Source organism: Serratia liquefaciens ATCC 27592, assembly GCF_000422085.1.
GTDB lineage: Bacteria > Pseudomonadota > Gammaproteobacteria > Enterobacterales > Enterobacteriaceae > Serratia > Serratia liquefaciens.
This window is the reverse complement of record NC_021741.1, coordinates 4037370-4049616: the sequence shown is the minus strand read 5'-3', so window position 1 is coordinate 4049616 and position 12247 is coordinate 4037370. Positions and strand designations below refer to the sequence as shown.

Annotated in this window: 14 protein-coding genes; 5 read left to right on the top strand and 9 right to left on the bottom strand. The window is 57.2% G+C overall.

Translation table 11 applies throughout. From position 1 onward, the window contains the following. The first annotated feature begins 1 nt into the window (after position 1). Both M495_RS19025 and M495_RS19020 read left to right on the top strand, forming a co-directional pair. Positions 2-742 carry an SDR family oxidoreductase gene (locus tag M495_RS19025; RefSeq protein ID WP_020828304.1) on the top strand — a complete coding sequence of 247 codons (741 nt, stop codon included), beginning with the start codon at positions 2-4 and terminating at the stop codon, positions 740-742. Between the two features lie 73 nt (positions 743-815). Then, positions 816-1028, top strand: coding sequence for a DUF1289 domain-containing protein (locus M495_RS19020; RefSeq protein WP_020828303.1), 213 nt, complete (start codon positions 816-818; stop codon positions 1026-1028). Positions 1029-1104: 76 nt separating this feature from the next. On the opposite strand, the gene nrdF is transcribed toward M495_RS19020, so the two are convergent. The 5 genes from nrdF to M495_RS18995 form a co-directional block, all read right to left on the bottom strand. Further along, positions 1105-2076, bottom strand: a complete 972-nt coding sequence (gene nrdF, locus M495_RS19015; protein WP_020828302.1) for a class 1b ribonucleoside-diphosphate reductase subunit beta — start codon at positions 2074-2076, stop codon at positions 1105-1107. 8 nt (positions 2077-2084) lie between these two features. After that, positions 2085-4229, bottom strand: coding sequence for a class 1b ribonucleoside-diphosphate reductase subunit alpha (gene nrdE, locus M495_RS19010; RefSeq protein WP_020828301.1), 2145 nt, complete (start codon positions 4227-4229; stop codon positions 2085-2087). Continuing rightward, entirely contained in the window at positions 4211-4615 is a 405-nt protein-coding gene (gene nrdI, locus M495_RS19005; protein ID WP_020828300.1) for a class Ib ribonucleoside-diphosphate reductase assembly flavoprotein NrdI, read from the bottom strand. The genes nrdE and nrdI overlap by 19 nt, the downstream gene beginning before the upstream one ends. Positions 4616-4623: 8 nt before the next feature. After that, a complete protein-coding gene (nrdH, locus tag M495_RS19000; RefSeq protein WP_020828299.1) occupies positions 4624-4860 on the bottom strand; it encodes a glutaredoxin-like protein NrdH in 237 nt (78 codons plus the stop codon). Between the two features lie 281 nt (positions 4861-5141). Further along, complete coding sequence (locus tag M495_RS18995) at positions 5142-5573, bottom strand: carboxymuconolactone decarboxylase family protein (RefSeq protein WP_020828298.1); 432 nt, start codon at positions 5571-5573, stop codon at positions 5142-5144. A 96-nt stretch (positions 5574-5669) separates the two neighbouring features. Here M495_RS18995 and pdxR point away from each other — a divergent pair, with 96 nt between their 5' ends. Beyond that, positions 5670-7103, top strand: a complete 1434-nt coding sequence (pdxR, locus tag M495_RS18990; RefSeq protein ID WP_041414874.1) for a MocR-like pyridoxine biosynthesis transcription factor PdxR — start codon at positions 5670-5672, stop codon at positions 7101-7103. Positions 7104-7169: 66 nt separating this feature from the next. On the opposite strand, the gene M495_RS18985 is transcribed toward pdxR, so the two are convergent. After that, positions 7170-7478, bottom strand: coding sequence for a DUF883 family protein (locus M495_RS18985; protein ID WP_020828296.1), 309 nt, complete (start codon positions 7476-7478; stop codon positions 7170-7172). A gap of 231 nt (positions 7479-7709) precedes the next feature. Here M495_RS18985 and asr point away from each other — a divergent pair, with 231 nt between their 5' ends. Then, positions 7710-8186, top strand: a complete 477-nt coding sequence (gene asr, locus M495_RS18980) for an acid resistance repetitive basic protein Asr (RefSeq protein WP_020828295.1) — start codon at positions 7710-7712, stop codon at positions 8184-8186. A gap of 196 nt (positions 8187-8382) precedes the next feature. Here asr and M495_RS18975 read toward each other — a convergent pair whose 3' ends face one another. Continuing rightward, a complete protein-coding gene (locus M495_RS18975) occupies positions 8383-8763 on the bottom strand; it encodes a hypothetical protein (RefSeq protein WP_020828294.1) in 381 nt (126 codons plus the stop codon). Then, entirely contained in the window at positions 8760-10142 is a 1383-nt protein-coding gene (locus tag M495_RS18970) for an MFS transporter (protein ID WP_020828293.1), read from the bottom strand. The genes M495_RS18975 and M495_RS18970 overlap by 4 nt, the downstream gene beginning before the upstream one ends. 106 nt (positions 10143-10248) lie before the next feature. Between M495_RS18970 and M495_RS18965 the strand changes: the two genes are divergently transcribed. After that, positions 10249-11145: a LysR family transcriptional regulator gene (locus tag M495_RS18965; RefSeq protein ID WP_020828292.1), complete on the top strand. Its 897-nt coding sequence runs from the start codon at positions 10249-10251 to the stop codon at positions 11143-11145. Here the strand turns inward: M495_RS18965 and M495_RS18960 are convergent. Then, on the bottom strand, positions 11105-12145 hold the full coding sequence (locus tag M495_RS18960) for an alpha/beta hydrolase family protein (RefSeq protein WP_020828291.1): 1041 nt from the start codon (positions 12143-12145) through the stop codon (positions 11105-11107). The genes M495_RS18965 and M495_RS18960 overlap by 41 nt on opposite strands. Between the last annotated feature and the right edge of the window lie 102 nt (positions 12146-12247).

Here is a 12247-nt window from a genome sequence, read left to right as displayed (position 1 = left end):
CATGAACACCAAGACTCAGCAAGTTGCCATTGTCACCGGCGCATCGCGCGGTATAGGCGCGGCCATTGCCGAACGCCTGGCTGCCGACGGTTTTACCGTGATCGTCAACTATTCAGGCAATCAGGCATTGGCCGATGAGCTGGTGCGCAAAATTGAACAAAGCGGGGGGCGGGCGCTGAGCGCCAGGGCGGACGTCAGCGACGCCGCCGCCGTTGCCCAGCTGTTTGACCGGGCCGAGCAGGCTTTCGGCGGCGTGGATATCCTGGTGAATAACGCCGGGGTGATTGCGCTGGCTCCGGTCGCAGAAATGAGCGATGCCGATGTCGATCGGCTGATCGACATTAACCTGAAGGGGACCTTCAACACGCTGCGAGAGGCGGCGAAACGCCTGCGCGACAACGGGCGCATCATCAACTTTTCATCCAGCGTGGTCGGGCTGCTGCAGCCGAACTACGGCATGTATGCCGCCAGCAAGGCCGCCGTCGAAGCGCTGACCAGCGTGCTGGCGAAAGAGCTGCGGGGGCGCAATATTACCGTCAACGCCATCGCGCCGGGCCCGACCGCCACCGGGCTGTTCCTGGACGGCAAAACGCCGGAGCTGATCGACCGGCTGGCGAAAATGGCCCCATTGGAGCGTCTGGGTCAGCCGCAGGATATCGCCGCGGCGGTGTCATTCCTGGCCGGTGCAGACGGTGCCTGGATCAACGGCCAAACCCTGCGGGCCAACGGCGGCATTATCTGATTTTACCGGGGCGGTTTCTCTCGCGGCAGGATCGGGTATCCTGTCGCGAGAAATCCACCGGAGGAAGCGCCTTATGGTAGGCCGCAGCAGAAGAAGAAAAACCGGCAGTCAGATTGACGATGGCGTGCGTTCACCCTGCAATAATGTTTGCCAGATCGACACCGAAAACGCGTGGTGTCGGGGCTGTTGGCGCACGCTGGAGGAAATCGCCGCCTGGTCGAGTGCTGATGACGAGGAAAAACGGGCCATTTGGCAGCGCATCCGACAGCGTACCGGAAATATCTAAACTGTAGGGGCGCGGTAGCCTGCGCCCGTTCAGCGGTTATGGTTTAGAGCGAAGTGATTCGCCCCCGCGATTTCACTCAGAAATCCCAGTCGTCATCTTCAGTGTTGACCGCTTTACCAATCACGTAAGACGAGCCTGAGCCGGAGAAGAAGTCGTGGTTCTCGTCGGCGTTAGGCGACAGTGCCGACAGAATGGCCGGATTGACCTGCGCCATCGACGGCGGGAACAACGCTTCGTACCCCAGATTCATCAACGCCTTGTTGGCGTTATAGTGCAGGAAGGTTTTCACGTCCTCAGTCCAGCCTACACCGTCGTACAGCTCTTCGGTGTAACGCACCTCGTTATCGTACAAATCCTGCATCAGATCGAAGGCGAAATTTTTCACCTGTTGGCGCCGCGCCGCGTCGACCTTCTCCAATCCTTTTTGGAATTTATAACCGATGTAATAACCGTGCACCGCCTCATCGCGGATGATCAGACGGATCAAATCGGCGGTGTTGGTCAACTTGGCGCGGCTCGACCAGTACATTGGCAGATAAAAGCCCGAATAGAACAGGAACGACTCCAGGAATACGCTGGCGACCTTCTTCATCAGCGGATCGTCGCTGCGGTAGTGGGCCAGAATGATGCTGGCTTTTTTCTGCAGCGCGCGGTTTTCTTCGCTCCAGCGGTAGGCATCGTCGACGTCCGGTGTCTGGCACAGCGTAGAGAAAATTGAGCTGTACGAACGAGCATGCACCGCCTCCATAAAGCTGATGTTGGAGTACACCGCCTCCTCATGCGGCGTAATCGCATCTTCGATCAGCGCCGGCGCGCCCACGGTATTTTGAATGGTGTCCAGCAGCGTCAGGCCGGTGAATACCCGAATGGTCAACTGCTGCTCCTTTGGCGTCAACGTTGCCCACGACGGAATGTCGTTCGACAGCGGCACCTTCTCCGGCAGCCAGAAGTTGGAGGTCAGGCGGTTCCACACCTCCAGATCCTTGTCGTCTTCGATGATGTTCCAGTTGATCGCGCGCACCAACTGCGCCGGTTTAGGGGTATTCATAGATTGCCTCACAGTGCGCAGGACACGCAGCCCTGCACCTCGGTGCCTTCCAACGCCATCTGGCGCAGGCGGATGTAATAGATGGTTTTGATACCTTTACGCCAGGCATAAATCTGCGCGCGGTTGATGTCGCGGGTGCTGGCGGTATCGCGGAAAAACAGCGTCAGCGACAGCCCCTGATCGACGTGCTGAGTGGCGGCGGCATAGGTATCGATAATTTTTTCCGGCCCTATGTCGTAGGCATCCTGGTAGTACTCCAGGTTGTCGTTGGTCATATAGGGCGCCGGATAATAGACGCGACCAATTTTTCCCTCTTTGCGGATCTCGATGCGTGACACGATCGGATGGATGCTGGAGGTCGAGTTATTGATGTAGGAGATGGAACCGGTGGGTGGTACCGCCTGCAGGTTCTGGTTGTACAAGCCGTGCATCATCACCGACTGGCGCAGCGCCAGCCACTCTTCGCGGCCAGGGATGGCGATATTGGCGTCTGCGAACAGCGCGCGAACCCGCTCGGTTTGCGGCTGCCATTCCCGTTCGGTGTATTTGCTGAAGTATTCACCTGAAGCATAGGTCGACTCTTCGAAGCCGCCGAATGCGCTACCGCGCTCGATGGCCAACCGGTTAGAGGCGCGAATGGCGTGGTAAGCGACGGTATAGAAATAGATGTTGGTGAAATCAATCCCTTCTTCTGAGCCGTAGAAGATGCGTTCGCGAGCCAGGTAGCCGTGCAGGTTCATCTGGCCGAGGCCAATGGCATGCGAACTGCGGTTGCCTTCGGCAATCGACGGCACCGAGCGAATGTCGCTCATGTCCGCCACCGCCGTCAGCGCACGGATCGCGGTGTCGACCGCTTTGCCAAAGTCGGGGGCATCCATGGTTTTGGCGATGTTGAGCGAACCGAGGTTGCAGGAAATATCCTTGCCTACCTGGTCGTAGCTCAAGTCATCGTGATAGGTGCTGGCGCGGTTAACCTGCAAAATCTCGGAGCACAGGTTGCTCATGTTGATGCGCCCGGCGATCGGGTTTTCACGATTGACCGTATCTTCAAACATCATGTACGGATAACCGGATTCAAACTGGATCTCCGCCAGTACCTGGAAGAATTCACGCGCATTGATGCGTGATTTGCGGATGCGCTTGTCATCCACCATTTCGCGGTACTTCTCGCTGACGCTGATTTCCGAGAACGGCACGCCGTACACCTGCTCGACGTCATAGGGCGAGAACAGGTACATCTCTTCGTTATTCTTCGCCAGTTCGAAAGTGATATCCGGGATCACCACCCCCAGCGACAGCGTCTTGATGCGGATTTTCTCGTCGGCATTTTCACGCTTGGTGTCGAGGAAACGCAGAATATCCGGATGATGAGCGTTGAGATAGACCGCACCGGCACCCTGACGCGCGCCCAGTTGGTTGGCGTAAGAGAAGGCATCTTCAAGCATCTTCATGATAGGGATCACCCCTGAAGACTGGTTCTCTATGCGTTTGATCGGAGCACCGACCTCGCGAATGTTGGTCAGTAAAAACGCCACGCCACCGCCGCGTTTTGACAGTTGCAGCGCAGAGTTCACCGCCCGACCGATGGACTCCATATTGTCTTCGATGCGTAACAGAAAACAGGACACCAGTTCGCCGCGCTGCTGCTTACCGCAGTTGAGGAAAGTGGGCGTCGCCGGCTGGAAGCGGCCCGAGATCATCTCCTCCACCAAATCTTGTGCCAACGCGGTATCACCTGCCGCCAGCGTTAAGGCGACCATGCACACCCGGTCTTCGTAGCGTTCCAGGTAGCGCTTACCGTCGAAGGTTTTCAGCGTATAGCTGGTGTAATACTTAAAGGCGCCGAGGAAGGTCTCAAAGCGGAATTTTTTCGCATAGGCCTGTTGGAAAAGCTGTTTGATAAAGGCGAACTCGTATTGCGCCAACACGCTCTGTTCATAATAACCTTCCTCCACCAGATAGCGCAGCTTCTCCTCCAGGTTATGGAAGAACACGGTGTTTTGGTTCACGTGCTGCAGGAAGTAGTGCCGAGCTGCTAACCGATCCTTGTCGAACTGGATACGGCCTTCGGCATCATAAAGATTGAGCATCGCGTTGAGCGAATGGTAATCCAGCGCGCTTGCGGCGGGCCGGGTCAGTTCTGTCGTTGCCAAAATGCGGTTACTCCCTGTCGAACGTTTGCAACGTCTTGTGTGGTGCCGAGCAGCTCAAAGCGGTAAAGAAAAGGCACCTGACATTTTTTGGCGATGATGTCGCCGGCAATGCCGTACGCTGCGCCGAAATTGGTATTCCCGGCGGCGATAACGCCGCGCAGGAAAGCGCGATTTTGTGGATCGTTGAGAAAGCGGATCACCTGGATCGGCACGGCTCCTACGGCGCTGCCGCCGCCATAGCTGGGCACGATCAAAATATAGGGTTTATCCATCAGCAGTTTGCTGCGGGCGCCGGCGATAGGGATACGTATCGCCGGCAATCCCAGTTTTTCAACGAACCTGTGGGTGTTCTCCGAACTGCTGGAGAAATAGACCAGCGGGTTCATGGGCAACCTCAGGACGCCAGGGCGTGGGCCAGCGCGCCGATTTTGTCCGGCCGGAAGCCAGACCAGTGATCTTCACCGGCGATAATCACCGGAACTTGCTGATAGCCAAGGGATTTAACATGGTTCAGCGCCTGCTGATCCTGGGTGAGGTCGATCACCTGATAACCAATCCCTTGTTTATCGAATGCGCGATAGGTGGCGTTGCACTGGACACAGTCCGGTTTACTGTAAATAATAATGCTCATGATTCGCATTTACCTTTTAGGCTGAAGGAAAGGCGGACAGGTCAGATAACGGAGCATTGAACGGCGTTTCTGACGGCGTTACCAACCGCTACATGTTCCCTGCGGTTGATGGGTTAAATACTATATGTGGATATTTAATTTATCAACCACGCTATATATGGTGTTTTGGCAGGGTTCGCGTCGAAGCCGCATCAGGGCTGGAAAAGCAGAGGGAAAAATTTTTTTTGGCGGTTGTTGGCGGGAAACCCCTCTCGGGCGAGAGGGGGGAAAGTGCGGTTTCGTCATTGACGCATGCTGATGGCCAGGCGGTTAAAGGCGTTCATGATGCTGATGGCGAAGGTTAAATCGGCAATTTCCGCCTCGCTAAAGTGCGTCTGCAGCGCTTCAAACGCGCTGTCCGGTGCGCCAGTTGCGGCGATCAGGGTCACGGAGTCTGCCCACTCAAGCGCCGCGCGCTCGCGGTCGCTGAACGCATGACTCACGCGCCAGCCCGCAAGTTGGTCCAGCTTGGCGTTGTCAACGCCACTTTCTCTCAGTGCTTTACCATGCATATCCAGGCAGTAGGCACAGCCGTTAATCTGCGATACGCGCATAAACATCAGCTCAATTGTCGCCTTGTCCAGCGCGCCTTTCTCCAGTGCCATCAGGGCGGTCACCATGCCTTTGTAAGGGGCGGGAGAGAGTTCGGAATATTTCAAACGTTGCTTAATCATGGTCAACCTCAGTTAGCGAACAGCAGAATAATGAGGCTACTTTAAAGGCGATATGGACTATGCTATAGAGCCATAAAATAATTATTTAACCAGGCCATGATGCGTCCGTTTCTCTCCTCTTTACGGCTGGATGCTCAGCTCGCAGATCCTTTGTACCGGCAGATTTATCTGCGGATTAAAGACGCCATTGCGCAAGGAAGTCTGCAGGCGGGCAGTCGGCTGCCTTCGGTGCGTGGGCTGGCGAGCGATCTGGGCGTGGCGCGGGCCACGGTGGAAAGCGCTTACGGCCAACTTATCGCCGAAGGTTTTCTGCAAAGCCGGGGACAGGCTGGCACTTATGTTTCGCCGCAGTTGCAGAATCTGCCGGTACGCGCAGCATTGACGACGGAAGTGTTGCCAGCGGTGGCGGCTAATCCATTGCATCCGAGTGGTGCGACGCAGCCTTTTCAATTGGGGTTGCCGGCGCTGGATGCTTTCCCGCGCGCACTATGGCAGCGGATTGTCGGTCGCCAATTGCGTACTGCTCCTTTGGCGGCCATGGCTCATCCGTCAACTCAAGGGTTGCCAGAGCTGCGCGCGGCGATCGTGAATTATTTGCAGCTTTCGCGTGGTATCAATTGTCGACCGGAACAGGTTTTTATTTGTGCCGGCTATCAGGCATTGCTGGATTTGGTGATCGGCACTTTACTCAAGACCGGTGACGAGGTGTGGCTGGAAGACCCCGGCTACCCGGTGACCCTACCGCTATTTCGCGCCGCCGGCATGCAGCCGGTGGCCGTGCCGGTTGATGAGCAGGGGATGAATATCGCCGTCGGTGTTGCCGCTGCACCTCGAGCACGCATGGCGGTGCTGACGCCGACCCACCAGAGTCCCCTGGGCGTCTCGCTTAGCCTGGCGCGGCGCATGGCCTTACTGGAGTGGGCACAGCAGCAGGGGGCATGGATACTTGAAGACGATTACGACAGCGAGGTTCGTTATCATGGTCGGCCGCTGCCGCCGTTGAAAAGTCTCGATCGTCAGGGCAGGGTGCTGTACGCCGGGACTTTCAGTAAAACCTTGTTTCCGGCACTGCGTATGGCTTATTTGGTCGTGCCGCTTGAACAGGTGGACGCTTTTGGACGCAGCAGCCGGTTACGCGGTTGCGGCTGCCCGCCACTGATGCAGGCCAGCGTGGCTGATTTTATCCATCAGGGGCATTTCTATCGCCATCTGAAACGTATGCGGCCTCTCTATCGCCAGCGCCGTGAATGGCTGGCGCAGGCGCTTGCACGACAGCTGGGGGAGTATTTGACGGTATCGTCGCAGGCCGGGGGCATTCAATTACTGGCACGATTGACGGCAAAAGGCTTGGATCGGAGGATCGCGCAAGAGGCCTGGCAACGCGGGTTGTCGATACAGGCACTTTCGGATTGGCACATAGCCAGTGCGGCGGGAGATGGCCTGCTGATGGGGTTTGCCAACTTTACCCAGCAGAGCGAGGCTGAGCGGGCAGTGGCCAGGCTAGCCGAGTTGTTTGAAGCCACAAATTAAACGGCCCGCGGTTTCCCACGGGCCAGACGCACATCTGTTGTTTTATCTTTATGACTGCAAGGGGTGTTAACGCCGGGCCAGCAGAACGCCGAGGACGATGCCAACCGCGGCCCCGATCCCTACGCCCTGCCAAGGTTTGTCGCGCACGTAGCTGTCGGCTTGTTCGACGGCATCGCGGGCGTGCTGTGTCAGATTGCTGGAACCATTGAAGCGAGCACGGGCGTCGCGTAACACGCCTTTGGCTTTGCTGTGCAGCTCTTTCAGTTCCTCTTTGGTTTTGTCACCGGATGCACGTAGCACCTCATCCAATGTATCAGCCAAAAGAGTGACGTCCTGATCAATGTCGCGTTCTACTTTTTCTGATTTCTTAAACATTCGACTCTCCGTTTTTGACACATGTCTCTTAAGTGTAGACCATTTCTCAAAATGTGCCGGCGATCACGGTAAAATACCTGGTGGGATAACGTCACCGGCGATGCCTGTCTGTGTTGTACATTTGGTTACTCGGCGAAACCAATCACTCACGGAAGCGGCTCATCGATTCCTCTAGTATCTGCTTCAACGGCCCAACGGGGCTTACTGAAAAAACACTCTGAGGAATTAAAGATGAAAAAAGTATTAGCCCTGATCGTTGCTGCCACCATGGGTCTGTCTTCTGTTGCTTTCGCTGCTGATACTGCTGCAGCTCCGGCAGCGGCTGCTCCGGCTGCAACCACCACTACCGCTGCGCCAGCTGCTGCTGAGAAGGCTCCTGCTAAAGCCACTCATCATAAGAAAGCGCACCACAAAGCGACCAAGAAAGCCCCAGCTCAGAAAGCCCAGGCGGCTAAAAAGCACCACAAAGCCACCAAGAAAACCCCAGCTCAAAAAGCTCAGGCCGCTAAAAAGCACCAAAAAGTAAGCAAAAAAGCCCCAACACAGAAAGCTCAGGCTGCTAAAACTCACCACAAAGTAAGCAAAAAAGCGCCAGCTCAAAAAGCCCAGGCTGCTAAAAAACACCACAAAAAAGCGCCAGTGCAGAAAGCTCAGGCCGCTAAAAAACACCACAAAGCCACCAAAAAAGCAGCAACTCCAGCCGCTTAATTGAGTGAGGAATGCGGTGCCTGAGGGGGCCGCATCATCCCGACGTTATTGAGACACCCGGCTTGGCCGGGTGTCTTCTTTTGAGGGCTAGCTCATGATGATCAATCGCTATCTGTTCGAAGTGATTTTCAGCGCCGTCACCCTGTGTGGGCTGATCGTGGCCTGGGAACTGTTTCTGGCCGACGGTTTTCTCTGATTACTGCGCGATGGGCGTTTCATGCAGGTGTCGCCAGCCCAGCCCGGTTTCGGTTTGTTCAAACACCACGGTGGAGTTGCGCAGCGTCGCCGCCTGTCCAGGCAGCCTCTGTTTCTCGCGATAGCTGACCACCGCTCCCGTCGGCCATTCGGCCACCAACGTCATCTCCTCTATGCTGATTGCCAACCCTGGTTTGGCGGCCCGATGCGCACGGAAAAACGCGCTCAGTGCGTCAAAATCGAGTCGGCTGCCGTTCAGCGCGATCATGCTGAAGGCGGGATCAAAACGTGCCAACAGCCCCTGTTCATCTCCGGCCCCTTTTTCAAGCCAGTTTTCAATGGCGACGTGTGCGTCGATCACTTCGGTAAAATATTGGTTCATTGGTGTTCCTGTTGAGTATTGAGACGGCGCACTATGGCGCGGTTTGCGATGCGCAGGCACAGCAGCATGGGGATCAGCGTGCTGGCGGCGGCCAGGTAAAAACAACTTTTGTAGGCGACGGCGGGGGTAAAATGTTCCAGCAGCAGGTTGAGTAGTAAGCTGAGCAGGGCGACACCCAGGCAGAAGCTGAGCTGTCGGTTGATATTCCACAGCGCACTGGCGTCGGCCAATTGCTCATCGGCAATATGCAAAAAGGCGCTGCTCTGCGCGGTGCTGCTGCACAGGCTGCCGCCAAAGCCCATCAGAGCGAAGGCCGCAACCTGCAATCCGTAATCCCCAGCGTGCGCAATCTGCGACAGCGCCAAAATGCCCAACCCTTGCAGCAGACAGCCGAAGATAAACAGCGGTTTCGGGCCAAAATGGTTAAATTTTCTGCCGGTCAACGTGATGGCCAGGAACGAGGCCAGCGACCAGGGCAGCATCAGGCTGCCGACCTGCGCGGCACGCATGCCCAACTGATTTTGCAAATACAGCATGGCGATCAGGCTGACGCCGATAAACAGGCCGGGGATGCACTGATAAATCATCATCGACGTGCGCAACAGAGGATCCTGAACCAGGCGCAGGTTCAGCAAAGAGTGGGTAATGCGCAGGCTACGGCGCAGGAAATAGGTCAAGGCGATCGCTCCTGCGGCCAACAGTAACGCGCCTTGCGCAAGGCCTCCGTTTTCCCCCAGTCGGGTGAGGCCCAGTAAGATCAGCGTCAGGGCCGTACAGGCGCTAAGCAACCCCTTGATCTCGAGCGGTCGACGTTGCGGATCGGGTGCCTGAGGGCGCAGCCAGAGTGCGGCCAACAGCAGCGCCAGCGCGGCGAGCGGCAGGTTGGCAAAGAACACCCAGCGCCAGTCGAGCCGGTCGACAATAAGCCCCCCCAATGCCGGTGACAGTGCTGGGGCCAGCAGGCCTACCAGCATAATGGCGGCGGAAAGCCCCGCGCGCTCATGGCTACGGTACAGTTGGTAGGTCAGCGTTTGGCCGATCGGGATCAGCAACCCGCCGCCCATACCCTGCAGCACTCTCCAGCCAACCAGTTCGCCGATGGAATCGGCATAGCCCGCCGCCGCCGTTGCCAGCATAAACAAGGTTAACGACAGCAAAAACACCCGCCGTCCGCCAATGCGCTGCGCTAACCAGGCGCTGAGCGGGATCACCAGCGTCAGGCCGAGAATGTAGCCGTTACTGACCCAGGCCAATTCACCGACCGAAGCCTGCAGCGCATGACCGATTGAGGGGTAAGCGACGTTGGCGATAAACATGTTGATCAGATCGACAAAAAATCCGAGCAGGTAGACGATTGCGACTTTGATGCGATAGGGCATGGTGCCTCCGGTTGAAGGCCAGCAGTGTAACGGGCGGGAAAGTGCGGATAAATCGGCTACGAGCGATTACACTGTCAAAATTATTTTGACAATAAGGGGCGACAACATGCTTAACCTGCAGCGTTTGGCTATCTTCGTGGCCGTGGTGGACGCCGGCAGTTTCACCGCTGCTGCGGTGGCGTTGGGGCAAACCAAGGCGGTGGTCAGCTTCAATGTCAAACAGCTGGAGGGCGAACTGGGGGTGTCGCTGCTGGTGCGCAGCACCCGACGGCTGGCACTGACCGACGCCGGCGAACGTTTTTATCAACGTTGTCTGCGGTTGTTGCAGGATGCGGAAAACCTCTTGGATGACGTACGTCGGGATCACCATGGACTGAGCGGCGTATTGCGCATCACCACTACGCCGGAATACGGCGCTCAGGTGGTGGTACCGACGCTGGCGGCGTTTTCCCAATTGCATCCGCGCCTGCGCATTCAGCACGTTTCCTCTTCCTATCATGCCGATTTGATTTCAGAGCGTTTCGACGTGGCCATCCGGCTGGGACAACTGGAGGATTCCAGCCTGCGGGCAGCATTGCTCGACAGCTTTGCTATTGTGCCGGTCGCCTCGCCGGCCTATCTGGCCCGCCATCCCATTGCGTCTCTGGCCCAACTGGCACAGGCACAGTGGATTGCTCACAGTCGCCTCAGTTCGCCGCTGAGTTGGCAGGTCATTACCCCTGAGCGCCAGGCGGTGCTGTTCAAGGTGGAAGATGCCGCCACGTTGATGGGCGACAGTGCCGCGGCGCTGTTGGCGTTTGCTTTGCACGGTGCCGGGGTGGCGCTGCTGCCCGAATGGCTGGTGCGGCCTGCCCTCGCCGAGGGCAAGCTGTGTCCGCTACTCACGGACCATCAGTTTCCTGCGCAGAGTATTTATGCGCTATACCCCAACACCCGCCACGTACCGGAAAAGGTGAGGGCGTTTATCGATTTCCTGCGGGCGCGGGTAGCCACGGATGAATAAATGCCATGATGGCGGCCAGCGTTTGCCGGTGTACGGCTTCGCGTTGTTCGCTGGAAGAGGCGCAAAGCACCGCCCCATCATCTTCTTCACTCGCCAGGATTTGCCGGCCTTTGGGCTGACAAACCGGCAGGAAATCGAAATGATTGCCGCTGGATAGCCTCAGTGCATGAATAGGTTGCTTTCCGTTATCCGCCGCCAGCGTGGCACCGCCAAGCCCGGGTTCCTGGCCGTCGGGCAAAAAGTGCTGTGGCTCGACGATCAGTAACGGTGCGCTGAGCCGACGCAGGCTGGTCGGCAGCAGGTAGGGTACCATGCCGGGATCTAGAGCCACCGCAAAGCGAATGCGCGGGTCGGTGTAGTCGGCGTCAAATGCCCTGGCGGAAAGCTTCGTCAGTGCGACGTTGGCTTGTGTATAAAACTGACAGTTGGGCGACTGCGGTGCTTGTCGGCAGCCATCGATGAAATCGCTCAGCCGGACTTTACCGCCGATAGCTGCAATGGTGCTGTAACCGCCCTTGGAGTGGCCGATAACGCCAATCGCCTGAGGGTTGAGCATCGGCTTCCAGCGAGGGTCGGTGGTGACGGCGCTAATCAAGGCGGAAATATCGCTGGTTTGTAACCACAGCTCGGCAGATAAAGCCGGAACCGAGTTACCGGTAGTGCTGCCTGGGTGGTTGGCCGCCACCACGATCGCGCCTTGTTGGGTCAGCGCTGCCGCCAGCCAGGCCTGGCTGGAGTTATTGCCGCCGCTGCCGTGGCTGATCACGATCAGCGGAAAATGCCCACTTGCTGCCGGCGCGTCCGGCTGACTCTCAATGCCGGTAAAGACCGGGTTTGCACCGATGAGCTGCGGTTTAGCCGTTTCAGTGGTGGGGTAGTAAATTCGGCTGACTAACGAACGCGAGCCGGCCTGAACGGTTTCATCGTGGGTGGCGACCTGATAGGGGGACGCGCTCGCAGCACCGCACCACAGCATCAATAACAACAAGGTTGTTTTCATTTTCACTCCTCAAGGTATCGAGATTGAGAGGGTGGCATTGGCGGTGCCATCCGGCGACCTCGATCGCGATCCGGGTCGTTAAATGATTGTTTTAACAGTACA